The sequence below is a fragment of the Erwinia sp. LJJL01 genome (genome assembly GCF_047300805.2).
Lineage (GTDB): Bacteria > Pseudomonadota > Gammaproteobacteria > Enterobacterales > Enterobacteriaceae > Erwinia > Erwinia aphidicola.
Genome location: NZ_CP178576.1, coordinates 963,300 through 989,219 on the forward strand (window position 1 = coordinate 963,300; position 25,920 = coordinate 989,219).

The 25,920-nt window shown below is 57.4% G+C and carries 25 protein-coding genes, 1 other RNA gene and 1 pseudogene; 7 read left to right on the top strand and 20 right to left on the bottom strand.

Annotation, left to right across the window (positions count from 1 at the left end; translation table 11 throughout):
• The first annotated feature begins 135 nt into the window (after positions 1–135).
• Positions 136–654, top strand: coding sequence for a flavodoxin FldB (gene fldB / locus ACLI4M_RS05250; protein ID WP_048917211.1), 519 nt, complete (start codon positions 136–138; stop codon positions 652–654).
• Positions 655–717: 63 nt separating this feature from the next.
• Here fldB and creD read toward each other — a convergent pair whose 3' ends face one another.
• Genes creD through sdhE form a run of 5 tightly spaced genes read right to left on the bottom strand, consistent with a single transcriptional unit; the run spans position 718 to position 4,921 of the window.
• A complete protein-coding gene (creD, locus tag ACLI4M_RS05255) occupies positions 718–2,061 on the bottom strand; it encodes a cell envelope integrity protein CreD (protein ID WP_133622832.1) in 1,344 nt (447 codons plus the stop codon).
• A 39-nt stretch (positions 2,062–2,100) separates the two neighbouring features.
• Positions 2,101–3,567, bottom strand: coding sequence for a two-component system sensor histidine kinase CreC (gene creC, locus ACLI4M_RS05260; RefSeq protein ID WP_133622831.1), 1,467 nt, complete (start codon positions 3,565–3,567; stop codon positions 2,101–2,103).
• Positions 3,567–4,262, bottom strand: coding sequence for a two-component system response regulator CreB (gene creB / locus ACLI4M_RS05265; protein ID WP_133622830.1), 696 nt, complete (start codon positions 4,260–4,262; stop codon positions 3,567–3,569). Before creB ends, creC begins: the two co-directional genes overlap by 1 nt.
• Positions 4,255–4,674, bottom strand: coding sequence for a protein YgfX (locus ACLI4M_RS05270; protein ID WP_133622829.1), 420 nt, complete (start codon positions 4,672–4,674; stop codon positions 4,255–4,257). Before ACLI4M_RS05270 ends, creB begins: the two co-directional genes overlap by 8 nt.
• Positions 4,655–4,921, bottom strand: a complete 267-nt coding sequence (sdhE, locus tag ACLI4M_RS05275; protein WP_099753482.1) for an FAD assembly factor SdhE — start codon at positions 4,919–4,921, stop codon at positions 4,655–4,657. Before sdhE ends, ACLI4M_RS05270 begins: the two co-directional genes overlap by 20 nt.
• 226 nt (positions 4,922–5,147) lie before the next feature.
• Between sdhE and ygfZ the strand changes: the two genes are divergently transcribed.
• Entirely contained in the window at positions 5,148–6,134 is a 987-nt protein-coding gene (ygfZ, locus tag ACLI4M_RS05280) for a tRNA-modifying protein YgfZ (protein WP_133622828.1), read from the top strand.
• Positions 6,135–6,153: 19 nt separating this feature from the next.
• Here the strand turns inward: ygfZ and trhA are convergent, their stop codons facing one another.
• Positions 6,154–6,807 carry a PAQR family membrane homeostasis protein TrhA gene (gene trhA / locus ACLI4M_RS05285; protein WP_133622827.1) on the bottom strand — a complete coding sequence of 218 codons (654 nt, stop codon included), beginning with the start codon at positions 6,805–6,807 and terminating at the stop codon, positions 6,154–6,156.
• Positions 6,808–7,015: 208 nt separating this feature from the next.
• Here trhA and ACLI4M_RS05290 point away from each other — a divergent pair, with 208 nt between their 5' ends.
• Complete coding sequence (locus ACLI4M_RS05290) at positions 7,016–7,624, top strand: HD domain-containing protein (protein WP_048917217.1); 609 nt, start codon at positions 7,016–7,018, stop codon at positions 7,622–7,624.
• A 48-nt stretch (positions 7,625–7,672) separates the two neighbouring features.
• Here ACLI4M_RS05290 and ACLI4M_RS05295 read toward each other — a convergent pair whose 3' ends face one another.
• From ACLI4M_RS05295 to ACLI4M_RS05335, 9 genes and pseudogenes are all read right to left on the bottom strand, one after another.
• Complete coding sequence (locus tag ACLI4M_RS05295; protein ID WP_133622826.1) at positions 7,673–8,416, bottom strand: SDR family oxidoreductase; 744 nt, start codon at positions 8,414–8,416, stop codon at positions 7,673–7,675.
• 82 nt (positions 8,417–8,498) lie between these two features.
• The gene (gcvP, locus tag ACLI4M_RS05300) at positions 8,499–11,360 is read right to left on the bottom strand and encodes an aminomethyl-transferring glycine dehydrogenase (protein ID WP_133622825.1); all 2,862 of its coding nucleotides are present in this window, start codon (positions 11,358–11,360) and stop codon (positions 8,499–8,501) included.
• Positions 11,361–11,432: 72 nt separating this feature from the next.
• Positions 11,433–11,819, bottom strand: a complete 387-nt coding sequence (gene gcvH / locus ACLI4M_RS05305; protein WP_048917220.1) for a glycine cleavage system protein GcvH — start codon at positions 11,817–11,819, stop codon at positions 11,433–11,435.
• Between the two features lie 25 nt (positions 11,820–11,844).
• The gene (gene gcvT / locus ACLI4M_RS05310; protein ID WP_133622824.1) at positions 11,845–12,957 is read right to left on the bottom strand and encodes a glycine cleavage system aminomethyltransferase GcvT; all 1,113 of its coding nucleotides are present in this window, start codon (positions 12,955–12,957) and stop codon (positions 11,845–11,847) included.
• Positions 12,958–13,468: 511 nt separating this feature from the next.
• Positions 13,469–13,891, bottom strand: a complete 423-nt coding sequence (locus ACLI4M_RS05315) for a hypothetical protein (protein ID WP_133622823.1) — start codon at positions 13,889–13,891, stop codon at positions 13,469–13,471.
• 211 nt (positions 13,892–14,102) lie between these two features.
• The gene (ubiI, locus tag ACLI4M_RS05320) at positions 14,103–15,305 is read right to left on the bottom strand and encodes an FAD-dependent 2-octaprenylphenol hydroxylase (protein ID WP_048917223.1); all 1,203 of its coding nucleotides are present in this window, start codon (positions 15,303–15,305) and stop codon (positions 14,103–14,105) included.
• Positions 15,306–15,318: 13 nt separating this feature from the next.
• Positions 15,319–16,498, bottom strand: a pseudogene (gene ubiH, locus ACLI4M_RS05325) (2-octaprenyl-6-methoxyphenyl hydroxylase).
• Positions 16,495–17,811 (bottom strand): Xaa-Pro aminopeptidase, encoded by a 1,317-nt coding sequence (pepP, locus tag ACLI4M_RS05330; RefSeq protein ID WP_133622821.1) that lies wholly within the window; start codon positions 17,809–17,811, stop codon positions 16,495–16,497. Before pepP ends, ubiH begins: the two are co-directional and overlap by 4 nt.
• A gap of 46 nt (positions 17,812–17,857) precedes the next feature.
• Positions 17,858–18,436, bottom strand: a complete 579-nt coding sequence (locus tag ACLI4M_RS05335; protein ID WP_048917226.1) for a YecA family protein — start codon at positions 18,434–18,436, stop codon at positions 17,858–17,860.
• 170 nt (positions 18,437–18,606) lie between these two features.
• On the opposite strand from ACLI4M_RS05335, the gene zapA reads away from it, so the two are divergent.
• The 3 genes from zapA (at position 18,607) to ACLI4M_RS05350 (ending at position 19,843) form a co-directional block, all read left to right on the top strand.
• Positions 18,607–18,936 carry a cell division protein ZapA gene (zapA, locus tag ACLI4M_RS05340; RefSeq protein ID WP_048917238.1) on the top strand — a complete coding sequence of 110 codons (330 nt, stop codon included), beginning with the start codon at positions 18,607–18,609 and terminating at the stop codon, positions 18,934–18,936.
• Positions 18,937–18,977: 41 nt separating this feature from the next.
• Positions 18,978–19,162, top strand: a non-coding RNA gene (gene ssrS, locus ACLI4M_RS05345) — 6S RNA.
• Positions 19,163–19,255: 93 nt separating this feature from the next.
• Positions 19,256–19,843, top strand: a complete 588-nt coding sequence (locus ACLI4M_RS05350) for a 5-formyltetrahydrofolate cyclo-ligase (protein WP_048917227.1) — start codon at positions 19,256–19,258, stop codon at positions 19,841–19,843.
• A 64-nt stretch (positions 19,844–19,907) separates the two neighbouring features.
• Here the strand turns inward: ACLI4M_RS05350 and serA are convergent, their stop codons facing one another.
• Both serA and rpiA read right to left on the bottom strand, forming a co-directional pair.
• A complete protein-coding gene (gene serA, locus ACLI4M_RS05355) occupies positions 19,908–21,146 on the bottom strand; it encodes a phosphoglycerate dehydrogenase (protein ID WP_048917228.1) in 1,239 nt (412 codons plus the stop codon).
• Between the two features lie 282 nt (positions 21,147–21,428).
• Positions 21,429–22,088: a ribose-5-phosphate isomerase RpiA gene (rpiA, locus tag ACLI4M_RS05360; RefSeq protein ID WP_048917229.1), complete on the bottom strand. Its 660-nt coding sequence runs from the start codon at positions 22,086–22,088 to the stop codon at positions 21,429–21,431.
• 204 nt (positions 22,089–22,292) lie between these two features.
• Here rpiA and ACLI4M_RS05365 point away from each other — a divergent pair, with 204 nt between their 5' ends.
• Entirely contained in the window at positions 22,293–23,192 is a 900-nt protein-coding gene (locus tag ACLI4M_RS05365) for a LysR family transcriptional regulator ArgP (RefSeq protein ID WP_133622820.1), read from the top strand.
• Positions 23,193–23,248: 56 nt separating this feature from the next.
• On the opposite strand, the gene ACLI4M_RS05370 is transcribed toward ACLI4M_RS05365, so the two are convergent.
• The 3 genes from ACLI4M_RS05370 to mscS all read right to left on the bottom strand — a co-directional run bounded on the left by ACLI4M_RS05370 (position 23,249) and on the right by mscS (position 25,759).
• Complete coding sequence (locus ACLI4M_RS05370) at positions 23,249–23,986, bottom strand: oxidative stress defense protein (RefSeq protein WP_413449781.1); 738 nt, start codon at positions 23,984–23,986, stop codon at positions 23,249–23,251.
• 146 nt (positions 23,987–24,132) lie between these two features.
• Entirely contained in the window at positions 24,133–24,753 is a 621-nt protein-coding gene (gene argO / locus ACLI4M_RS05375) for an arginine exporter ArgO (protein WP_133622818.1), read from the bottom strand.
• Between the two features lie 133 nt (positions 24,754–24,886).
• Positions 24,887–25,759 carry a small-conductance mechanosensitive channel MscS gene (mscS, locus tag ACLI4M_RS05380; protein WP_133622817.1) on the bottom strand — a complete coding sequence of 291 codons (873 nt, stop codon included), beginning with the start codon at positions 25,757–25,759 and terminating at the stop codon, positions 24,887–24,889.
• Between the last annotated feature and the right edge of the window lie 161 nt (positions 25,760–25,920).

Consider the following 25,920-nt stretch of genomic DNA (forward strand, 5'->3'; position numbering starts at 1 on the left):
CAGAAGTAGTTTTATAGCTAAATATCAGCATGATACGTCATACTCATGCTGAGTGAACCGCGTCCATTATGCCTTATTCATGGCCGTTTCTGATATAATCGCCACCAGACTTTAGTAAAAATGAGTTCCACTACCATGAATATTGGTCTGTTTTACGGCTCCAGCACCTGTTATACCGAAATGGCCGCTGAGAAAATCCGCGACTTTATCGGCGAAGATCTCGTCACGCTGCACAACCTGAAAGATGACTCCCCGGCGCTGATGGAGCAGTACGATCTGCTGATCCTCGGCATTCCCACCTGGGATTTTGGCGAGCTGCAGGAGGACTGGGAAGCGATCTGGACCGATCTGCCAACGCTGAATCTGCAGGGCAAAGTGGTGGCGCTGTACGGCATGGGCGATCAGGGGGAGTACAGCGAATGGTTCCTCGATGCGCTGGGCATGCTGCATGAAGTACTGGCCCCGTCCGGCGTCAAGTTTGTCGGCTACTGGCCGCTGGCAGGCTACGAATTTACCAGTACCAAACCGCTCACCGCGGATGGTCAGAAATTTGTCGGGCTGGCGCTGGATGATATCACCCAGTTTGAGCAGACCGATGAGCGCATTGCGCAGTGGTGTGAGCAGATCCTGACCGAGATGGCGGAGCTGCTGTAATCAGAAAAGGGGCGACGGGTAGAAAGGTCGCCCCCTGCATCCGGTAACGGCACTCTGCACGAATTACTGTCGCGGCTGGCCCTCTTTTTCGCTCAGCCCGTTAATGACCTGCGTTGCGGACAGGCGATACCAGTCGATATGGCGCGTCAGAGCCATAATTGCTGCCAGTGCCGCCATCAATACCCCGGTTCCCAGTAGCAGCGCACTATCCTCTGACTGCAGCAGCTGCCACAGCACCGCATCCAGCACCAGCAGCCCGGTGACAAACATCAGGCTTCGGCGCCATCCTTTCAGCACCGCCTGCAGGTAGAAGCCGTTGATCGCCGCGCAGGTCAGGCTGGCACTGAGCCACGCCAGGTTGAAACCGATATGCTCAGACAGCGCCAGCAGCACCAGGAAGAACATCACCAGCGACAATCCAACCAGCAGATACTGCATCGGGTGAACGCGCAGCGCGGTGAGGGTTTCGAACAGAAAGAACGCCATAAAAGTCAGGCCAATCAGCAGTACGGCATATTTGACCGCCCGCTCAGTTTGCTGATACTGATCAACCGGATTGACCACCATCGCGCTGAAAGCAGGCAGTTTATCGCTGCTGACGGTGCGGTCGTCACGCACCAGCGAGTTCAGGTTGTTGGCAAACCAGCTGCTCTGCCAGCGGGCACTGTAGCCCTGCGCTGTAATGGTGTGCTTTTCGGGCAGGAAGCTGCCGGTAAAGCCCGGGTGCGGCCAGTTGCTTTGTAAATCGAAAGTACTGTTTTTCCCCAGCGGCACCACCTCCAGCTGCTGAGTCCCCTGAAGCTTGAGGGTAAAATTCAGCGCCAGACTCTGCTCCTGCAGCACACGGTCAGGCAGGGTGACATGCAGCCCTTCGCTGCTGCCCGGCAGTTCACTTCCCGGCTGGAAATCGAAGCTCTGCTCGCCGATATGCAGTGCTGACACGCCGCTGATGCCGCGCGAATCCCCCAATGCCATCACCAGCTTAGGCTCACCGAGCGTAATGCCGGGTCTGTTCAGGTCGCGTAACTGCCCGCCATCAAAGGTGGCGCTCAGCGCAAGGTCTGTGCGCCATACCTGCCCCTGATAAATGCCCACGCTGCGCGGCTCCACACGCTGCTCCCCAGCCACTTTCAGGCTCTCTGGCAGGTAATAACGCAGGTGGCTGACCTGTTTGGTCACCTCTTTTCCGTCCTGCATTTCGCGGGTGATTTCGCTCCAGGGTACGGCAATCAGTGGACCAAAAAGGCGCTGCGGACCGCTGGTACTCTGACTGAGCTTGAGCGCCACATCATCGCGCCAGGCGGTACGCTCGGCGATCAGTGAGCTGAGCATTTGCAGCGGTACCAGCAGCAGCAGCAGGCAGCCAATAAGGGTTAATACTTTCCAGAATAGCGGGGATTTGATCATGGGTTCCTCCTGAGTTTGTCACGCAGAAGCTAACCGCTGTTAATGAGGTGAGAATGAAGCTGTGTGAAGGGACGGTGAAGTGGTGAAGGATTTCTTTAGCGTCAGACAGGCAACCACCCCTCCCTGCGGCAGATTGCTCAGCGTTATTTTGCCGTGATGCAGACGCGCCACTTCCTGCACGAAAGCCAGCCCCAATCCGCTGCTTTTCTCTCCATTGCTGCGCGCCAGGGAGTAAAAACGGTCAAAGATAAACGGCAGGGCGTAATCAGGGATACCGCTCCCGCTGTCGCTGACCTTGATGACGATTTCCGTATCAAGAAGTTCGGCACTCAGCGTCACCTCTCCCTGCTGCGGCGTAAAATCCAGGGCGTTATCCAACAGATTAGCCAGCGCCTGTTCCAGCAGTAGCCGATCGGCATTCACGCTGATCCCGGCAACGGCAATATGGTCAATGTGCAGATGCTTACCCTGTGCCTGCACCGCACGACTGTCGCAGAGCGATGCCATCAGCGGCAGCAGTTCCAGGGTTTGCAGCGCAATCTCCGGGCGGTTTTCAAGCTTCGCCTGGCGCAGCAGGTTGTCGATCAGCCTTTGCATGCGCGCATTTTGCTGCAGGATATTGGCAGAGAAGCGTTGTACCACTTCGACCGGGGGGCACTCCTGAAGAATTTCCGCCGCTCCGCGTATTGCCGCCAGCGGGCTTTTCAACTCGTGCGTCAGGGCGTGAGCATAGTGCTCAATATAGCGTTTGCCCTCCAGCCTCAGGCGCATACTCTCCAGCGCCTGCGCCAGCTTACGCAGTTCACTGCTGTTCATCGCGGGCAGCGGCAGCGCATCGCCGCGCGTGACCGAGTCGGCATAGCGCACTAATCGCCCAACCGAGCGGTTGATCCACAGCACAAATCCCAGCCCAATCAGCAAGGCTATCCCCAGCAGCGCCGCACCCGCCCACAGAATGCGGTGCTCACTGCGGCGGATCACCGGCAGCATAGTGCTGTTGGCCTTGCCTACGCTGACCACGCCGATTAGCCGCTCGCCGTCACGCACCGGAGCAGCCACGTACATCACTGAACTGCTTTCATCATCCGGATTACTGCGGGTACTGCGCGCGCCGTACTGCCCGCGCAGCGTCAGCCAGACATCGTTCCAGCGCGAGTAATCCTCCCCCGTCGCCCGCCCTGCCGAGTCGAATAAAACCTTGCCGCGATCGTCAGTGAGGTAAACGCGATACTCATTACGCCGCTTGGCAATACCGCTAATGCTGGCGTTGACCGGATAATCAGCCAGCTGGGCAAATGCCTGCGCCAGCTCTCCACGCTGCGGATTGCCGCTCAATATATCGCTACGGGCAAACTGTGCCAGCAGCGTGGCGGTATCCACCAGCGTGCCTTCCATGGCGCGCCGCACGCCGGGTTTTATCTCCTGCAGGAAGATGTTCAGTACAAACCAGGCGGCTACCGCGACAATCAGGAAGTAGCCGAGCAGCAGGCGCATTCCGATACGCATCAGCCCGCCACCAGGCTGTACCCCAGCCCGCGATGAGTCATCAGCACCTGGCTGTCAGGGTTGATTTCACGCAGCTTGGCACGCAGGGTTTTGATATGGGTATCAACGGTACGGTCAAGGCTCTCCTCGGCCTCTTTCCACACCAGATCCATCAACTGCTGGCGTGAAAAAACGCGCCCGGGTGACAGCAGCAGGGTTCGCAGTAACAGATATTCATAGCGCGTTAAGGATAACGGCTGCTGGCACCACTGAATGCTGGCAGCAGCCTCATTAAGGGTAAAGCGCCCGACCTGAAGTTGCGCAGCCTGCGCCACACGCTGCTGTTTTTGCAGGCGGCGCAGCAGGGTTCGCACCCGGGCGCAAACTTCGCGTGGTGAAAAGGGTTTAGCGACGTAGTCGTCCGCGCCGATCTCTAAGCCGAGCAGGCGGTCGATCTCCTCACTGCGCGCAGTCAGAAACAGCACCGGCAGCTCAGGCAGCTGCGCCAGTAGCTGGCGGCACAGCTCAAAGCCGTTAATGTCCGGCAGCCCGACATCAAGAATAACCAGATCGGGCTGCTGGCGGGCAACCGCCTCCAGCACCGGCAGCCCGCGGGGAAACCAGCGGGTAGTGAAGCCTTCAAGCTGCAGCATGTAGAGCAGGGTATCCGCGATGGCAGCTTCATCCTCAACTAACCAGATCGTCGCACTACTCATCCGCGCGCTCCTTATTCATCAGCAGCTGCTGGCGCAGCAGGCGCCATTCGGCGCTTTCCATAGCGTCGGCAAACAGCCACAGCCGCTCGCGCTGACCTGCGTGATTACGCAACGACAGCAGTATCGCCTGGCGGGTGATCCACGGCGGAATCGGCATCTGCCACTGCTGCTGGCGCCAGCGCACAATGTGCCCCGGCAGCAGGGCGAGATCCCCCTCGCGTCTGACAATCCGCCGCTGACTGCGCAGGCATTCCAGCACCACCAGCACCGTTAAGCCTGCCCACAGCAGGGTATAGCCAAAGCTGGCCGACCAGGCTGCCAGCAGCAGCGCGAGGATGACGGTGCCATGCAGCATCAGCGAGGCACAGCGGGCATACCAGGAAACCCGCAGGCTACATTGCCACAGGACCACGTTGTTGGTTTCGCTCCTGAATCAGCGCCACCATCCTTCTCAGCTCCGCATCGGCTGGCTCGCCGTGGTTCATCAGCCAGTTAAACAGGTCCGGGTCATCGTTCTCCAGCAGCCGGACAAACAGCTGCTTGTCGGTGTCGTCCAGTGAGTCAAACTCATACTCAAAAAACGGCATGATGGAGATATCCAGTTCGCGCATGCCGCGGCGGCATGCCCAGTGAATACGTGCTTTATTTGTAATATCCATGTCACTCAGCGTCGGTTAACCAAACATGGCGCACAGTGTACCGCTTTTTTGCGGCGCTGTTGATGATGCAATGCACTGCGTGCGGCACGGCGCGCAAAACAGCGTTACCGGTTGCAGGGTTATCACGCGTTTTGTGCCGCTTTTTCTGGAAACAGGTTGCAAAGCAGGTGCGCTCTTTTAACATGAGCAACAGATTTCACTAAATTCGTTAATTTAGGACTGAATTATGCCGAATATTTCTTACCCTCCCCGCCAGCCGGTCGCCTCAGCACGCCTGCCGCTGACCCTGATTTCACTGGAAGAGTGGGCGCTGGTGAACGCCAGCGGTGCAGATCACGTTAGCTATTTACAGGGTCAAGTGACGCTGGATGTTGCGGCGCTGGCCGACAATCAGCACCGCCCTGCCGCGCACTGCGATGCCAAAGGGAAGATGTGGAGCAACCTGCGCCTGTTCCACCGTGGCGAAGGAATGGCCTTTATTGAGCGCCGCAGCCTGCGCGACACTCAGCTGACCGAGCTGAAAAAATACGCGGTATTCGCCAAAGTGACGCTGCTCCCGGACGATGAAGCGGTGCTGCTGGGCGTGGCCGGGTTCCAGGCACGCGCCGCACTGGCGGGGGTTTTTGACGCCCTGCCCGACGCTGGCTCCCCGGTGATCCAGCAGGATGACAGCACGCTCTTGTGGTTTAACCTGCCCGCCGAGCGTTTCCTGCTGGTCACTACGGCGGCCAAAGCGCAGGAGCTGCAGGATAAACTGGCGGGTGAAGCCCAGCTCAACGACAGTCGGCAGTGGCTGGCACTCGATATTGAAGCCGGCTTCCCGATCATCGACAGCGCCACCAGCGCCCAGCTGATCCCACAGGCGACCAACCTGCAGGCGCTGGACGCCATCAGCTTTAAGAAAGGCTGCTATACCGGTCAGGAGATGGTGGCACGCGCTAAATTCCGCGGTGCCAATAAACGTGCGCTCTTCTGGCTGGCCGGCAAGGCTGGCGTAGTGCCTGCGGCAAATGATGCGCTGGAGATGCAGATGGGTGAGAACTGGCGCCGCACCGGCACCATCCTTGCCGCCTGCCAGCTGGATAACGGCGAGGTCTGGGTGCAGGCCGTGCTAAATAACGACCTGGAAGCGGATACCGTGCTGCGCGTGCAGGGCGATGAAGGCGGCAAACTGGCGATTCAGCCACTGCCTTACGAAATCACCCAGGGCTAATTGAAGGGGCGCAAGCCCCTTACATCACGTATAAATAGATGGCGAGAAAGTGGCATAGCGAACCGCCCAGCACGAAACCGTGCCAGATGGCATGGTTATACGGAATGCGCTTCGCCACGTAGAAAATCACCCCGAGCGAATAGATTATCCCCCCGGCGGCCAGCAGCCAGATACTGCCTGACGGCAGGCGTAGCGCCAGCTGATACAGCACGATCAGCGACAGCCAGCCCATCAGCATGTAGGTCACCAGCGACAGCGCCTCAAAACGATGCGCAAACACCAGCTTAAACACTATTCCTACCAGCGCCAGACCCCAGATAACCGCCATCAAACCGTGCGCCAGCGGCGATTTCAGCGCCACCAGCAGGAACGGCGTATAGGTTCCAGCTATCAGCAGATAGATTGCCGAATGGTCGAGCTTTTTCAGCCAGAACTTAGCGCGTTCGCCAGGAATGGCGTGATACAGGGTGGAAGCGAGAAACAGCAGGATCATACTGCCGCCGTAAAGGCTGTAGCTGGCGATTGCCAGCGCACCGGCACGGGCGTCTATGGCCTGGTCGAGCATCAGAACTAAGCCAATCACGCCAAACAGGCAGCCAATGCCGTGGCTGATGCTGTTGGCGACCTCTTCCGCCAGTGAGTAACCGGGCTCCAGTAGTTTTTGTTTCGCCATATCTAACGATAATCCCCAAGAAATAGGTCCAACCCTCGCAAAATGCGCGGGTGGAAAATTCATCACAAATAGCCTAACTGAGAATAATTTCAGAGTACACATGTAAGCTAAAATATATATGTAACCTTGTAATACATTTTCTTTAAAGAATTACGCAAACGTTTCCCTTAAACTATTGGCAAGTTTTTAGGGGATAAGTGAGAGTGTGATGTCTGACAGGGTAGCAGCCTTAGATTTCGGCGCGATGACAGAAGTGGTGCAGTTTTTAATGGAGCTCGACAAGCTAAAAGGCGTGGAGCGCCGCACGCGACTGCTGGGCAATGCGCGCCAGGAGAACTCTGCGGAACACAGCTGGCACCTGGCGATGGCCGCCATGAGCCTGGCACCGTTCTCCCGTGAGGCAATCGATGTGCAGCACGTGGTGCAGATGGCACTGGTGCATGATGTGGTGGAAATCGATGCCGGGGATGTGATGGTTTACGACCTGGCAGCACGCGATGCGATTCATGAGCAGGAAGTGGCGGCCGCCGGACGTATTTTTGGCCTGCTGCCTGCGGAGCTCAATCAGCGTTTTCGCGCCCTGTGGGATGAGTATGAATCCGGCGAAAGCGCCGATGCGCGCTTCGCCAATATGCTCGACCGCGCACTGCCCATCATGCTTAACCTGCATAATCAGGGACAGAGCTGGCGAGAGAACGGCATTCGCCTGGAGCAGGTTAAGGCACGCAACGTGAAGCTGGCGCAGCAGTGGCCGGAGCTATGGCAGCACTTAGAGCAGCATCTGGATAATGCGCACCAGCAGGGATGGTTATTGTGACTTGCGGGCGGACCGAAAAAGAGGGTCCGCCCCTACAAATATTTCGCCTTACCTTCCCCCCGCCGCATCAATAATCGAACCGGTAATATATGAGGCGTCTTCGCTCAGCAGCCACGCAATGGCCTGGGCGATCTCCTCTGGCTGACCGCCGCGCTGCATAGGTATTGACGCGGCTAGGCGGTCCACCCGCTGCGGTTCCCCCCCGTCAGCGTGCATTTCGGTGTAGATAAAGCCGGGCCGCACGCCGTTGACGCGAATGCCCTGCGCCGCCACTTCCAGCGACAGCCCTTTTGTCAGGGTATCCATGGCCCCTTTCGAGGCGGCGTAGTCAATGTACTCGCCCGGTGCCCCAATGCGCGACGCGGCGGAAGAGACATTGACAATCGCCCCACCTTTGCCGCCGTGATGATGGCCCATGCGTTTGACCGCCTCACGGCAGCAAATAAAGCTGCCGGTCACATTGGTGGCAAATACCCGATTGATGCGCTCGGCGCTCAGCTGCTCCAGCGTCGCCTGCTGGAACAGGATCCCGGCGTTATTCACCAGAGCTGTCAGTTGACCTGGCTGGCGGTCAATCTCCGCAAACATCGCTATCACCTGCGCCTCATCGGCAATATCCGCCTGAATAGCGAGTGCGCTGCCGCCCTGCTGTTCTATCACATCCACCACTTCCAGCGCGGCATCGCGACGGCGGGTATAGTTGACCGCGACCCGCCAGCCCATCTGCGCCAACAGAATAGCGGTCGCGCGACCGATCCCCCGGCTGGCACCGGTAATTAAGGCGATATTCATTCAGAATCTCCAATAAAAAGGGCTGACCGGAAAAGAAGGTCAGCCCCTGCAAATAACCAAACTTTTGCTGCCTGTCAGATGATTATTCGTATTCGCTCATCGGTACGCAGGAGCAGAACAGATTGCGGTCGCCATAAACATCGTCGAGGCGCTTTACGGTTGGCCAGTATTTGTTGTCGCTGCCTGCCGGAAATACCGCCAGCTCACGCGTGTAAGGATGGCTCCACTCACCGACAATTTCCCTCTGCGTGTGCGGCGCATTCACCAGCGGGTTATCGTCTGCCGGCCATTCACCGTTGGCTACGCGATCGATTTCCATACGGATCGCCAGCATCGCATCGATAAAGCGGTCCAGCTCAGTTTTGCTTTCCGATTCGGTCGGCTCAACCATCAGGGTGCCCGCTACCGGGAAGGACATGGTAGGTGCATGGAATCCGTAATCGATCAGGCGCTTGGCAATATCCAGCTCGCTGATACCGGTCTGCTCTTTCAGCGGACGAATATCGAGTATACATTCATGCGCCACGCGGCCGTCACGCCCGACGTAGAGGATTGGGTAAGCTGACTGCAGGCGATGGGCGATGTAGTTGGCGTTAAGGATCGCCACCGAACTCGCCTGCTTGAGCCCCTCTGCGCCCATCATGCGGATATACATCCAGCTAATCGGCAGAATGGATGCACTGCCGAATGGCGCAGCAGAGACCGCACCCTGGCCGGTCAGCATGTCGTCAATCTGCACCACGCTGTGGCCCGGCACAAACGGTGCCAGATGCGCTTTCACGCCGATGGGGCCCATGCCCGGGCCGCCGCCGCCGTGCGGGATACAGAAGGTTTTATGCAGGTTGAGGTGCGACACGTCTGCGCCAATATAGCCCGGCGTGGTGATGCCGACCTGCGCATTCATGTTGGCGCCGTCCAGGTAAACCTGACCGCCAAACTGATGGACGATCTGGCACACTTCGCGGATCGTCTCTTCATACACGCCGTGCGTCGACGGGTAAGTGACCATAATGCAGGAGAGTGCTTCGCCCGCCTGCTCCGCCTTCAGGCGCAGGTCGTGCAAATCGATATTGCCCTGTTTGTCGCAGGCTACCACCACCACAGCCATACCGGCCATCTGCGCCGAAGCCGGGTTGGTGCCGTGTGCAGAGCTGGGGATCAGGCAGATATTTCGCCCGGCTTCGTTGCGGCTTTCGTGATAGCGACGGATGGCCAGCAGGCCGGCATATTCGCCCTGCGCGCCGGAGTTCGGCTGCATGCACAGCGCATCGTAGCCGGTCAACTGCACCAGCCACTGCGACAGTTGGCCGATCATCTGCAGATAGCCAGTTGCCTGCTCTGCCGGGCAGAACGGGTGCAGCTCGGCGAACTCGGGCCAGGTGATGGGGATCATCTCCGCCGCCGCGTTCAGCTTCATCGTGCACGAGCCAAGCGGGATCATCGCCTGATTGAGCGCCAGATCTTTGCGCTCCAGGCTGTGCATATAACGCATCATCTCGGTTTCGCTGTGATGACGGTTAAACACCGGATGGGTCAGGATCGCATCCTGACGCAGCATTGCAGCGGGAATGGAAGCGCCATCCGCATCGAGGGCATCGATCTCCAGCCCGTGCTGCTCGCCCAGCAGGATTGAGAACAGCGCCGCGACGTCTTCACGCGTGGTGGTTTCATCCAGCGTAATGCCGACCGCATTGAGTATATCGCTGCGCAGATTAATACCAAAGCTCAGCGCACGATCCAGCACGGCAGCTTTATCCGCCACTTCTACCGTCAGCGTATCAAACCAGCTGTGATAACGCAGTTTCAGACCGCCCTTCTGCAACCCGGCCGCAAGAATATCGGTCAGGCGATGGATACGCCCGGCGATGCGCTGCAGCCCGGCCGGGCCGTGGAATACCGCGTACAGGCTGGCAATGTTTGCCAGCAGCACCTGCGAGGTGCAAATGTTAGAGTTAGCTTTCTCACGGCGGATATGCTGCTCGCGCGTCTGCATCGCCATACGCAGTGCGGTGTTGCCCGCGGCGTCACGCGATACGCCGATAATACGGCCAGGCATTGAACGTTTGTGTTCGTCACGCGCGGCGAAGAATGCCGCATGCGGACCACCGTAGCCCATTGGTACGCCGAAGCGCTGCGCGGAGCCGAAAACGATATCCGCGCCCTGCTTGCCCGGCGCCTGTAACAGCACCAGCGCCATAAAGTCGGCTGCCACGCTGACCACCACTTTGCGGCTTTTCAGCTCAGCAATCAGGTCACCGTAATCATGCACTTCACCGCCGGTGCCGACCTGCTGTAACAGCACGCCGAACACATCCTGCAGCTCCAGCACTTTCTCCGCTTTATCGACCAGCACCTCGAAGCCAAAGGTTTCAGCGCGGGTGCGCACCACGTCCAGCGTCTGCGGATGAATATCATCAGCAACGAAGAAGCGATTGGCATTTTTCAGCTTGCTGACGCGCTTTGCCATCGCCATCGCTTCGGCGGCGGCGGTCGCTTCATCCAGCAGCGAGGCAGACGCGATATCCAGCCCGGTCAGGTCAAGAGTCAGCTGCTGAAAGTTCAGCAGTGCTTCCAGACGGCCCTGGGAGACTTCCGGCTGGTAAGGAGTGTATGCGGTGTACCAGCCTGGGTTTTCCAGCATGTTGCGCAGGATCACCGGCGGCGTCAGCACCGGGGTGTACCCCATGCCAATAAAGGATTTATAGCGCTGATTTTGTGATGCAATCGCCTTCAGCTCGGCCAGCGCCAGGTGTTCGGTCAGCGCATCGCCTACCGCAGGTGGGCTGGGAAGCTGGATGTCGGCGGGCACAATCGAGGCGATGAGCTCGCTCAGCGATGAGGCACCGATGGCGCTGAGCATCGCTGCCTGCTGTTCCTGGGAAGGTCCGATATGGCGCTCGATAAATGCACCGTGATGTTCAAGCTGGCTGAGAGTCTGGGTCATTAGCGGTAAATCCTGCATCGGGCATCGGGTTTCAGGGCAGCGAATAGCCCGCCCTGAAGTGACGATTAAACGTTATTCTGAGATGGCGGCAGCGTAAGCAGCAGCATCAAGCAAGGTTTCGAACTCGGTATCATCGCTGGCTTTGATCTTGAACAGCCAGCCTTCGGTGTAGGGATCGCTGTTCACCAGTTCAGGCTCAGATTCCAGCGCGCTGTTTACCTCAATGATTTCGCCGCTCAGTGGGGCATAGATATCAGACGCGGCTTTCACCGATTCAGCCACAGCGCAATCTTCGCCCTGGCTATAGGTGTTGCCAAGATCCGGCAGGTCAACAAACACCATGTCACCGAGCAGCTCCTGCGCATGCTCGGTGATCCCGACGGTAAAGGTGCCATCGGCCTCTTTGCGCACCCATTCATGGCTGTCACGATATTTCAGTTCGGCTGGTACATTGCTCATCAATATGCTCTCCAAAAGGCAAAAATTATTTCGTCACCGGCTTACCGGCGCGGACAAAAATCGGTTTAGTCACCTGCACCGGCATTTCGCGGTTGCGGATCTGCACAATCGCCTGCTCGCCAATTCCGGCAGGCACGCGCGCAAGGGCAATACTGCATCCCAGCGTTGGGGAAAATGAACCACTGGTTATAATACCTTCATGCTGATTGCCATCGGCATCGCTGAAGCGCACCGGCAGTTCATTACGCAATACGCCTTTTTCGGTCATGATCAGGCCCACCAGCTGGTCGGTACCCTTTTCGCGCTGCTGTTCCAGCGCTTCACGGCCAATGAACTGGCGATCGGCTGGATCCCATGCAATGGTCCAGCCCATATTGGCGGCCAGCGGAGAAACGCCTTCATCCATCTCCTGACCGTACAGGTTCATGCCGGCTTCCAGACGCAGCGTATCGCGCGCGCCAAGGCCGGCAGGCTTGACACCCGCTGCCAGCAATTTCTTCCAGAAATCGGCAACCTGCTCGTTTGGCAGGGCAATCTCGTAGCCGGATTCACCGGTATAACCGGTGGTGGCGATGAAATAGTCACCGGCCTGCACGCCAAAGAACGGCTTCATTCCGCTGACGGCGGCGCGCTGCGCGTCATCAAGCAGCGTCTGGGCTTTCTGCTGGGCATTGGGGCCCTGCACGGCCACCAGCGCCAAATCGTCACGCTCGGTCAATTCAACGCCGTAGTCAGCGGCATGCTGACCGATCCACGCCAGATCTTTCTCACGCGTGGCGGAGTTGACCACCAGGCGGAAGAACTCTTCGCTAATAAAGTAAACAATCAGATCGTCAATCACCCCGGCAGAGGCGTTGAGCATCGCGCTGTACAGGGCTTTGCCCGGCAGCGTCAGTTTGGCAACGTCATTGGCCAACAGATAACGCAGAAATTCGCGCGTGCGTGCGCCGTGCAGGTCGACAATCGTCATATGAGAAACGTCAAACATCCCGGCGTCCGTGCGCACTGCATGATGTTCATCCATTTGCGAGCCGTAATGCAGCGGCATCATCCAGCCATGAAAATCCACCATGCGGGCACCACACGCCTGATGCTGTTCGAAAAGGGGAGTTTGCTGAATCTCGGTTTGCTGAGTCATATCATTCCTGTATCTGATATCCGGTTGCTGACCAGCGCCTCTCACCGCCTTTGCGGGACCGACGCAAACGTTACCTTAGCTCTGAACTTACCACCGAACACGCCAATTAACCATAAGTAAAACGGGGTCGAATCTGTTGCCGTGCCAGAAATGGCCAGGCTGAGTTTCCAGTGTTTTTCACCAAAAAAATGCGTTATAACGCACGAATTCAGTAATTAACCGTCACTCATTCAGTTTAATGGCCAGGATTAAGCACGCACGGGGAAAAAAACCACTTGAGGGAAAAGACCTATGCATTATTAAAAGTAATGCGAGCGCGGGGGTGAAATTAGAATAATTCAAACGATGTGCAAAAAAGGGGCATCCATTGCACCAAAAGTGCAAACAGGGACAAAGAGGGACAAAGAGGGAGGAGGAAGGCAAGAAGATTCCTCAGTTACGCTAATAATCGGCATCCCGATACAAAGATGCCTATATCAGACGAGAAGAGGGGGGTATGGTAAAACATCAGTCAGCCTTTCAGAACGGCTTCCTTCACGAACCAGGCAAGAACAGCCAGGATTGCCGGGACTAAAAGTGTCCAGGTGATTTTAGCGTTGAGCGCATCAAACCTGTTATTCGTTCTTACTTCTAAAGCGGCTAACTCTTGTATCAACTCTGCGCGAACACTTTGCACCTCGGCGCGGATACTTTGCCCCTCAGCGCGGACACTTTGCACCTCGGCGCGGATACTTTGCCCCTCAGCGCGGACACCTTGCACCTCAGCGCGGACACCATGCACCTCGGCGCGGACACCTTGCACCTCTGTTCTGACACTCTCAACATCAGCTTTGGTCGCAAAGCTTTCAGAGCGCGCAGTGAGTATGCCCAGATCGATTTTGATCTGATGGCTATCCTGTTCCAGATGTTCCACGCGTCTGGTCAAATTGTCCATTCCACCTCCATTCCCCCCTGTTTGCGAAACACGATAACTGCGCCATTGATGTATATTCTCACTCATTAAGCCATCCTTGCTTTGCCTGAACTTTTCCGAACAAATTTTAACCAGCACGCAGACGCAATCCTTGCATCTTTAGCTATCAGGCCGTTGGTGAATATGTGCTATTGCGGTGAATCAGGGCCGCAGCCCCGATTTTTTACTGATTTCAGCTCAGCCAGTCAGGCAGATCGTGCAGCCCCATTGCCTGCTTGAGCAGGCGTGGCTTGACGCCGGGAAGCGTGTCCGCCAGCGCCAGGCCAACATCGCGCAGCAGTTTCTTCGCCGGATTATTCCCGTCAAACAGCTCGCGGAAACCCTGCATGCTGGCGAGCATCACCGCCGCGCTATGCTTGCGGCTGCGCTCGTAGCGACGCAGATAAAGATGCTGGCCAATATCTTTGCCCTGCTGCTGCAGGCGCTTGACCTGACCAATCAGCTCAGCGGCATCCATAAAGCCAAGGTTAACCCCCTGTCCGGCCAGGGGATGAATGGTGTGGGCCGCATCGCCTACCAGCGCCAGACGATGAGCCGCGAAGTTGCGCGCGTAGCGCCCCATCAGCGGGAAGGATTGGCGCTCGCTCTCCACTTCACACAGGCCAAGACGCAGGTCGAACGCGACCGACAGCTGCTGGTTAAACACCGCAGCAGGCATCTCTTTCAGGCGCAATGCTTCCTGGGGTGATAATGACCAGACAATTGAGCTCAGATGCGGGTCGCTGAGTGGCAGGAAGGCCAGAATGCCGTCGCCGTGAAACACCTGACGCGCCACCGCGTCATGCGGCTTCTCGGTGCGGATGTTGGCAACCAGCGCATGATGCTGATAGTCCCAGAAAGTTAGCGGGATATCGGCTTTATTACGCAGCCAGGAGTTGGCGCCATCCGCCGCGACCAGCAGACGAGCGGTCATCATGCTGCCATCCTGCAGGGTAACGAACGCTTCGTTGTCACCAAAGGCGACCTGCTGTAACTGCGCCGGGGCAATCAGGGTGATATCACTGAGGCTCTCCGCACGCTGCCATAACGCCTGGTGGATCACCCGGTTTTCGATAATATGCCCGAGGTGCGCCAGCCCCTGCTGCTCATCGTCAAACGCGATATGCCCGAAGCTGTCGCGGTCCCAGACTTCCATGCCATGGTAGGCGCTGGCGCGAGCGGCGAGGATGGTGCTCCAGACGCCAAGATGCTGCAGCAGGCGTTCGCTGGCGGCGTTGATCGCCGAGACGCGCAGCCCAGGGGCCGCATCGGCCTCAACTGCCGTCGGCACTTCGCGCTCCAGCACGGCCACGCGTAGCCCGCTGCCCTGTAGGCCACAGGCCACGGCCAGCCCGACCATACCGCCACCGGCGATGATCACATCATAGGTTTGCATTACTGCTTTCTCCTCAACGCTTAACCCAGCCCAACGTGCGCTCGGCCAGCAAATTACGTAACAGCGGCAGATGATCCATCGCCAGCAGTCCCAGATTGCGCCCAATAACCAGCGGCGTATAACGGTTTGCAAACAGTCTGACCAGCCCATCGGTAATGCCGATGGTGGCCTGCGCGTCCGGCTGACGGCGCTGCTGATAGTGTTGCAGGGTGGCGAATGCGCCCACGCCCTGCCCGGCGCGCCATGCCGCCGCCAGCGTTTCCGCCAGCGACATCACGTCACGAATACCGAGATTAAAGCCCTGCCCGGCGATGGGGTGCAGAGTCTGTGCCGCATTGCCGACCAGCGCAAGACGATGGCCAACATGCTGTGCAGCGGTTTGCAGCTGCAGTGGATAGCTGTGGCGCTGGCCGACATGAGTGATGCGCCCCAGCCGCCAGCCGAATGCACGCTGCAACTCCGCAATAAAACGCCCGTCGTCCCAGCCGTCCACAGCGGATTTTTGCGCGAGCGGATGGCACCACACCAGCGAACTGCGCCCGTTCTGACATCGGCAACAGCGCCAGCGGGCCATGTTCGGTAAAGCGCTCGAACGCCCGCCCCTGATGCGGCAGCTGAGTTGAGACATTGGCAATCACCGCGACCTGCTGATAATCCGCCCGCTGCCAGCTGATGCCACAGGCGGTTGCCACCTGCGAATGCGAACCATCAGCGGCCACCAGCAGTTCGCCGCCGAGCGTTTCCCCACTGGCGAGCGTGACGCTGACGCTATTCTGGGTACGCGTCACCTGCAACACTTTATCCGGGCAGCGCAGCGTGACCCCTGGCGCCTGCTTCAGGCGGTTGAACAGCCGCTGCCCGACCTCGTGCAGCTCAACCACCTGACCCAGTGCAGAAACGCCGTAGTCGGCCGCGCTGAGTGAAACAAAGCTAGCGTGGCCGCGATCGCTGACGTGAACGTCGGTAATAGCCGTGGCGCAGGAGGCCAGCAGCGGCCACAGATCAATCGCGGCAAGCTGCTGACAGGTACCTTCCGCCAGAGCAATAGCACGCCCGTCGTAGCCAGGATGCGCCCGGCTGGCAGGTTCTGTGGCTTCCACCAGGGTGACCGCCAGCTTTCCCTGAGTCAGATGGGAAATGGCTAACGCCAGCGTGGCCCCCGTCATCCCGCCGCCTGCGATAATTATGCTCATGAACGCTTCGCTGCCGCCATTAGTGCTTCAATCTCATCCGCATCTTTCACCACCGTGTCGGTCAGGTTTTCATTGCCATCTGCGGTGATAATAATGTCATCTTCAATTCGGATACCGATACCGCGATACTCAACGGGTACGTCCGCGTCCGGAGCGATATACAGCCCCGGTTCAATGGTCAACACCATGCCCGCTTCAAGAATGCGGTCGCGGTCCACGCCGTAGTGACCGACATCGTGCACATCCAGACCCAGCCAGTGGCTCAGACCATGCATAAAGAACTGGCGATGGGCATTTTCAGCGATCAGGGTATCGACATCGCCCTGCATCACGCCCAGCTCCACCAGGCCGCTCACCATAATCTTCACCACTTCCGCCGTCACTTCACGGATGCTGATGCCGGGTCGATACAGTTCCAGCGCCTTATTCAGCGAAGCCAGCACAATATCGTAAATGGCGCGCTGCGGTGCGCTGAATTTGCCACCGACCGGGAAAGTGCGGGTGATATCGCCAGCATAGCCCTTGAGCTCGCAGCCCGCGTCGATCAGCACCAGCTGGCCGTCGTGCATCTGGCTCTCGTTTTCGGTGTAGTGCAGAATGCAGCCGTTCTCCCCGGCACCCACGATGGTGTTGTAAGAGGGGTAGCGGGCGCCGTGGCGGTTGAATTCATGATGAATCTCCCCCTCCAGCTGATATTCATACATTCCCGGACGCGATTTCTGCATAGCGCGGGTATGAGCCAGCGCGCTAATACGGCCCGCTTCACGCAGTACCGCCTGCTCTTCCGCGGACTTAATCAGGCGCATCTCATGCACCCACGGGCGCCAGTCGGTCAGCGTGGCCGGAGCGGAGAGATTCTGGCGCGAGCCACGGCGCAGGGTATCCAGCGCGCTGAACACGATGCTGTCGGCCCCGGCGTACTGGCCCTGCGCGTGGTACACCACGTCCAGCCCGTTAAGGAGCTGGTGCAGCTGCTCACCGATATCGTCCCACGGCAGCGCACGATCCACCGCCAGAACCGCAGGCGCAGCATCCTGCCCCAGACGGCGGCCAAACCAGATTTCAGCCGTAAGATCGCGCACGCGGTTAAACAGCACGCTGTGATTGTGATTCTCATCGCTTTTAATCAGCACCAGCACCGCTTCCGGTTCATTAAACCCGGTGAAGTACCAGAAATCGCTGTTCTGCCGATAGGGATACTCACTGTCGTTGCTGCGAGTTGCTTCCGGGGCGGCAAAAATCAATGCCGCACTGGCCGGGGCCATTTTTGCTAACAGCGCCTGGCGGCGGCGCAAAAACTCTTGCTGGGTCATACGATCTCCTGAATGCTGTTCCATTAAACCGCTGAGTAGCGACAGTTTAGTGCAGCGTTGGCTTTTTCATTACCACATTGGTAGGCACGACACGGGTGAAGGTGTCGTGGCACAGCAGGGCCGCTACGCGCACGTATTCGATCACCTCTTCCAGCGACTGCTCCAGCTCTTCTTCATCTTCGTCTTCGTCATAGCCCAGCTGGGCAATGGTACGCAGATCGTCGATGGCTTCTCCCGTCTCCCCTTTCACTTTGTCGAGCTTCGGCTGCGTGACGCCAAGGCCGAGCAGGAAGTGATTCACCCAGCCCGCCAGCGCATCGGCGCGGTCAAACACAGTGATATCATCGTCCTCAGGCAGGTAAAGCTGGAACAGGAAGCCTTCATCTTCCAGCGAGTTGCCCGTCGCTTCGTGCAGCTGCTGCAAAGGCAGTGACAGCGTCTGTGAAAACGCCATGCCCTCGTTAGTCAGGTCGTGAACCAGCGATTGCCAGCTGCTGTCCTGGTTGCCGCCACAGATCAATCCGCTGATCAGGCCGTGCATTTCGGCAGGGGTCATTCCGACTCCCTGCTGCGTCAGTACTGAGGCCAGCTGGTCATAGCCCGGCATTGTGTTAGTTAGTGACATACGTTTTGGCCGTCGTTGGCGAGTTTAGTTCGTGATATGCTACCACCAGGTGCCTCAACGATTCCAGAAAGGGGTTGTTTCTTCTATTAGGGGTAGTTATAGTGGCGCCCCTCCCAAGCCATTGAGTGGTAAGGGTGATTGCGGGCGCAGTAATCAGTCAGGAAGGTGGCATGTCTGCACAACCGGTAGATATTCAAATTTTTGGCCGTTCATTACGAGTAAATTGTCCGCCGGAACAGCAAGATGCGCTGAACCTGGCCGCCGAGGACCTCAATCAACGGTTGCAAGACTTAAAAGTTCGCACTAGAGTCACAAATACTGAGCAGCTGGTTTTCATCGCCGCACTCAATATTTGCCATGAACTGGCGCAGGAAAAAGTCAAAACTCGTGACTATGCGTCCAACATGGAGCAGCGTATTCGCATGCTGCAGCAGACCATTGAACAGGCATTGCTTGAGCAGGGTCGCATAACTGAACGCACTGGTTCTAAGTTCGAATAACACTTCAACGTTAGCTATGATAGAGTGACGGTGAAGTAAAAAATTCTCTGAGATGTTTGCAAGCGGGCCCGTCCCCTGAGCCGATAATTAATACCAAACAGAGTGTGACGCTCTGTAACCTGTGCGCAAGCTCGGTCCGTCCGAGAAGCCTGATGGTTACGACGGCATACTCACCTTGAACCATGGGTTCAAGGGTTACAGCCTGCGGCGGCATCTCGGAGATCCCCATTTTTTAAGATCTCCCCTTCTTTCTGGCATTTACACTCCCAGCCTTACCCGGCAATCTGAAAACACCATCCGCACATGGAGTTGCCAGAAAATGAGCCTCAATCTTCTCGACCGTCAGGATATCCGCACCCACGTCCGCCACCTGCGGCGCGAACTCAGTGATGAGCAGCAGCAGCTTGCCGCCGTGCAGGTCGCCGAACACGCGCTCAATTTTGCCCCGCTGCAGCAGGCAAAAAACATTGCGCTGTTTCTGTCGGTAGATGGTGAACTCAATACCCGTCCGTTAATTGCCAAGCTCTGGCAGCGCAAACAGCAGGTCTATCTGCCCGTGCTGCATCCGTTTTCTGCGGGCCAGCTGCTTTTCCTGCGCTATGACGAGCATACCGAGTTGAAGATTAACCGCCTGCGCATCCCGGAGCCGCCGCTGGATATCCGTCGTCTGCTGCCGTTAAGCGAGCTGGATGTGCTGATGGTGCCGCTGGTGGCGTTTGATGCCGAAGGGCAACGTCTGGGAATGGGTGGCGGATTTTACGACCGCACCTTGCAGAACTGGCAGCAGCATGGCTTTTTGCCCGTGGGGCTGGCGCATGACTGTCAGCAGGTCGAGAAGCTGCCAGTGGCGAAGTGGGATATCCCGTTACCGGCGCTGATTACGCCGTCGAAGATCTGGCAGTGGTGATTGATTGCGGCGGTGTCAAACACCGCCCGGGGCCGATCGAAAAGAAGATCGGCCCCTATAGCATTTAGTAAAGCAGACGGGCGCGAATGGTACCCGGTATCGCTTTCATCAGCTGCAGCGCTTTGTCGGCTTCATCCTGCGACGCATCAACATCAATGACCACATAACCCATCTGCGGTGTGGTCTGCAGATACTGGGCTGAGATGTTGATGCCCTGATCGGCGAAAATCAGGTTGATAGCCGTCAGCACGCCTGGACGGTTTTCATGAATGTGCATCAGACGGCTGGCATTAGCACCGTGCATTGGCAGCGAGGCTTCCGGGAAGTTAACCGCTGACAGCGTTGAGCCGTTATCAGAGTATTTCGCCAGTTTGCCCGCCACTTCAATACCGATATTTTCCTGCGCTTCCTGAGTTGAACCTCCAATGTGTGGGGTCAGGATCACGTTATCAAACTCGCACAGCGGTGACAGGAAGGGATCGCTGTTGGTCGCTGGCTCTTCCGGGAACACGTCAATCGCCGCGCCGGCCAGATGCTTGCTCGCCAGCACTTCGCACAGCGCAGGGATATCGACCACGGTGCCGCGTGAAGCGTTAATCAGCAGCGCACCTGGCTTCATCAGCGCCAGCTCTTCCGCTCCCATCATATTCTGCGTCGACGGCGTTTCCGGCACGTGCAGGCTTACCACGTCGCTCATATTCAGCAGGTCGGAGAGATGCTGCACCTGGGTCGCATTGCCCAGTGGCAGTTTGCTTTCGATATCGTAGAAGAAGACGTGCATACCAAGGCTTTCCGCCAGCACGCCCAGCTGCATACCGATATGGCCATAGCCAATGATACCGAGTTTTTTACCGCGCGCTTCAAACGAACCTACCGCCAGCTTGTGCCAGACGCCACGGTGCGCTTTGGCATTAGCCGCAGGCACGCCGCGCAGCATCAGCAGCAGTTCGCCGATAACCAGTTCAGCTACGGATCGGGTGTTGGAGAAAGGTGCGTTAAACACCGGAATACCGCGGATAGCAGCGGCATGCAGATCAACCTGGTTGGTCCCGATGCAGAAGCAACCGACGGCAACCAGCTTTTCCGCCGCCGCGAAGATCTCTTCGGTGAGGTTGGTGCGCGATCGAATCCCGATGAAGTGTGCATCGCGGATGGACTCTTTCAGCGCTTCGCTGTCCAGTGCGCCTTTATGAAATTCAATGTTGGTGTAACCAGCAGAGCGCAGGTTATCGATGGCGCTTTGATGCACGCCTTCCACCAGCAGGAATTTAATCTTGTCTTTCTCCAGTGATACTTTTGCCATTTCCCGACCCTATTTAGCAGACTTCAATGATGGCTGATATAAGCCAGCCTTCTGTCAAAATAACAAAATTTACGCCTGCGGCAATACAAACGATTGCCTGACGCTCAGCACGGCGATGCTCTGAGCCAGAACAAAGCGATAGAAAATCATGGTGCAATGCGCACGACCAGGAGGATAGTGCGGCAGGCAGGCACAATGTGACATAAGTCACCAAATTTAGCCTGCAAAAGAAAAGATGTTTTTTGGCAAAAAATATCTGGCGCCGCGTGGGCGCCGGACAGATCATTTTTTGATGGTCTTCACGCCATCCGGCGTACCAATCAGCGCCACGTCAGCACAGCGCGCGGCAAACAGCCCTACGGTGACCACGCCTGGCAGCGCATTGATCGCGGCTTCCAGCTTAATCGGTTCCATAATCTTAAGATTATGCACGTCGAGAATAATGTTGCCGTTGTCGGTCACCACGTTCTGACGGTACTCCGGCAGCCCGCCGAGCTTAACCAGTTCCCGTGCCACATAGGCACGCGCCATTGGGATCACCTCAACCGGCAGCGGAAAATTGCCCAGCACATCAACCTGTTTGGAGGCATCCGCAATGCAGATGAAGCGATCGGCCACCGCAGCGATAATCTTCTCGCGCGTCAGCGCCGCACCGCCGCCTTTTATCATCTCCATCTGGCGGTTGATCTCATCGGCACCGTCAACATACACCGCCAGCTGGTCGACTTCGTTAAGGTCAAAAACGGGAATGCCGTACTCTTTCAGCTTCGCGGTGGAGGCTTCAGAGCTGGAAACAGCCCCTTCGATCTGATGCTTAATCGAGGCCAGCGCATCAATAAAGTGTGCGGCGGTCGAGCCAGTGCCCACACCAACAATCGTGCCCGGCGTGACGTAATCAAGCGCTGCCCAGCCAACGGCTTTTTTCAGTTCATCCTGCGTCATGGTATGTTTAAAACCTGTGCTGCATTGTGTGCGCGTAGTATAAAGCAAGGCTGCAAAAAAAAACCGCTATGCGCGGCATTTGATTGGCAGGATTGGAACACAGCCCACAAAGTGGTTGATTCATAAAGTGAGGTTAGCACGGCGCAAAATGCGTAAAATATGGCATAGTGCAACTTCCACACCTGAAAGAGAGTAGAACGACTGATGAAACGCCCGGATTATCGAACGCTTCAGGCGCTGGATGCAGTGATTCGCGAGCGCGGCTTTGAACGTGCAGCACAAAAGCTCTGTATTACCCAGTCTGCGGTTTCCCAGCGCATTAAGCAGCTGGAGAATATGTTCGGACAGCCGCTGCTGGTGCGCACCGTACCACCGCGTCCGACAGAACAGGGGCAAAAACTGCTGGCGCTGCTGCACCAGGTCGAGCTGCTGGAAGAGGAGTGGCTGGGCGATGATAACGGCGGCACCACTCCCCTGCTGCTGTCGCTGGCGGTCAACGCCGACAGCCTGGCAACCTGGCTGTTACCGGCGCTGAAAACCGTACTGACGGATTCGCCGGTGCGTTTGAACATTCAGGTGGAAGATGAGACGCGCACGCAGGAACGCCTGCGTCGCGGTGAAGTGGTCGGCGCAATCAGTATTCAGCCGCAGCCGTTACCGAGCTGTCTGGTCGATCAGCTGGGCGCGCTGGACTACCTGTTCGTCGGCTCAAAAGAGTTTGCCGCCCGCTACTTCCCCAATGGCGTCACGCGCTCCGCGCTGCTGAAAGCCCCGGCGGTCGCCTTTGACCATCTGGACGATATGCATCAGGCATTTTTACAGCAGAACTTTGACCTGTCGCCGGGCAGCGTACCGTGCCATATCGTTAACTCGTCGGAAGCCTTTGTGCAGCTGGCGCGTCAGGGAACGACCTGCTGTATGATCCCACACCTGCAAATTGAGCGTGAACTGGCGGAAGGTGAACTGATTGACTTGACCCCGGGGCTGTTGCAGCGCCGCATGCTCTACTGGCATCGCTTCGCGCCGGAAAGCCGGCTGATGCGTAAAGTGACCGATGCGCTGCTGGCGCACGGCCATCGCGTGCTGCGTCAGGATGCGGAATGACCGCATGCCGGGCATTTGTAGGGGCCGATCTTCTTTTCCGATCGGCCCGTGCAAGATTAAGGATTACGCTGCAATTCAAACACCACGTCAACCTGGTCGTCGAAGTGAATGCTCTGCTGCTCGTAGGTCTGCGCGGCAGACGTCATCGGGGCGGCATCTGCGGTTTTATACATGCGCGCCATCGGCATGGGTTGATAGTTCGCCACGTGATAACGGATGCTGTAAACCGGGCCAAGCTGGGTGTTAAAGCCCTGCGCCAGTTCGCCTGCCTGCCTGGTGGCATCCTCGATCGCGGCTTTACGCGCTTTCGCTTTATACTCTTCAGGATTGGCCACGCCCAGCTCCACTGAACGGATCTCATTCAGGCCCGTCTTCAGCGCACCATCCAGCAGATCGTTAAGCTTATCGAGCTTGCGCAGCGTTACCTGCACCTGGCGCACCGCACGGTAGCCTTTCAGCACCGATTTGCCATCTTTGGTGTAGTCATATTCAGGTTGGGTCCGCAGGTTGGCGGCGTTGATATCTTTCTTCTCAATACCGTTCTTATCGAGGAAGTCGAAATACTGCTGGACGCGGCTGTCCGCCTGTTTCTTCGCTTCGCCCGCATCCTTCGCGGAAACATTCACTTCGATAGCCAGCGTGGCGATATCCGGGGTGGCATCGACGCTGGACTGCCCGGACGTCACCACGTGCGGGCCATTAGGTAACTCGTCTGCCTGCGCAGCTAATGGCAGCGTTCCCAATCCAATCATTGCGGCCAGGGCCAGTTTAGTCAGCTTCACTGCTTCCTCCATGGGGTATTTCATCGGCTTCGTATGAGCAGCTGCCGCAGAAAAGCGCTGCGGCAGCGAATTGTTCCGTCTCAGAGCAACGGTTCAGCATATTTTAGTGCGTGATAACCGCTCACGCTATGACATCAATTCCTGGAGTGAAGTTCCCGTCAGAGGAAAGAGAGGGCCTGCAGTGCCAGTTTGAGGGCGATGGCCCACATAACCAGCCCGACCAGCAGGTTGATGATGCGCTGGGCTCGGCGGGTGTTGAGCAACGGCGACAGCCAGGAGGCCAGCAGGGCAAGACCGAAGAACCACACCACCGAGGCACTGGCGGAGCCGAGCGCAAACCAGCGGCGCGCTTCTTCAGGCAGCTGTCCGCCCAGGCTGCCAAGCACCACAAAGGTATCAATGTAGACATGCGGATTGAGCCAGGTGACGGCCATCATTGTCGCCACGATACGCCAGCGCCCCTGCTTTAACGCCTTAGCCGACGCGAGATCAACATCGCCGCTAAACGCGGTGCGCAGGGCACCAAAGCCGTACCACAGCAGGAAGGCCACACCGCCCCAGGTCACCAGATTAAGCATCAGCGGTGACTGGTTGAGCAAGGCGCTACCGCCAAAAATCCCACCGCAAATCAGCACGATATCGCTCAGCGTGCAGAGTGCCGCCGTCATCAGATGATACTGACGTCGCACGCCCTGGTTCATCACGAACGCATTTTGCGGACCGAGCGGTAAAATCAGCGCTGCGCCCATGGCAACACCTTGAAGGAAAACAGATAACACAGGAAAGCCCTCACCGGATAACGATGGCGGCAAGTGTATAGCGCGGGCATTATTAGTGGAAATGGAAAAAATTAATGGTTAATAAGAAAATCTAATAAAGGGTCAGCCCTGTGACTGGCTGACCCGGAAAGCATTACTCCGCTTTTGCCGTTTCGGCTTCAGGCGCTTTGACCTGATGCAGGTGCACGTCCATCTGCGGATAAGGAATACCGATCCCTTTAGCATCCAGCGCGCGCTTGAAGTTCTTCATCAGATCCCAGTACACGTTCTGCAGATCGCCCGCTTTGCTCCAGCAGCGGATCACCACGTTGACGGAAGAGGCCGCCAGCTCGTTCAGGCCGATCTGCACGCCGCGCTCCTGCAGTACGCGTGGCTCCGCATCAACCACCTCACGCAGCAGGGTCAGCACTTGATCAATATCGGCATCGTAGGCCACGCCAATGATGAATTCGTTACGGCGCTCCGGCTCGCGCGAGAAGTTAACGATGTTACCGGCGATAATTTTGCCGTTAGGCACCACCACGATTTTGCCGTCGGCAGTTTTCAGGGTAGTGGAGAAGATCTGCACGTTCTGCACAGTGCCCATTACGCCAATATCGATAAACTCACCCGTGCGGAACGGACGGAAAGTGACCAGCAGGACTCCGGCCGCCAGGTTTGAGAGCGAGCCCTGCAGTGCAAGGCCGATAGCCAGGCCGGCAGCACCCAGAACGGCAATTACCGAAGCAGTCTGCACACCCACGCGGCCCAGCGCGGCAATCAGGGTGAAGGCAATGATTCCATAGCGCACCAGAGCCGACAGGAAGTCAGCCACCGTGGCATCGATATGGCGCGCACGCATCACTTTGTTAATCGCGTTGGAGATAATGCGTGCGACGATCATCCCGACGATGATGATTGCCAGGGCAGCCACGATATTGACTGCATAGCTCAGCAGCAGCGCCTGATTGCGCACCAGCCAGCCCCCGGCACTGTTAATACCACCAACTACATTTAAATCGTCCATAAACTGATCCCGTTGTTGCCCAAAAGGGCGTTCAAAACTCTGCCAGCAAGCGGCAGCCGATGCCGTTAAGGGTATGCAAAAAATTGCAGTTTTGCCAAACAAGTCACGAAATCACCTGAACATTCCGAATTGATTGCATAAAAAAAGGCCCCTCAGGGCCT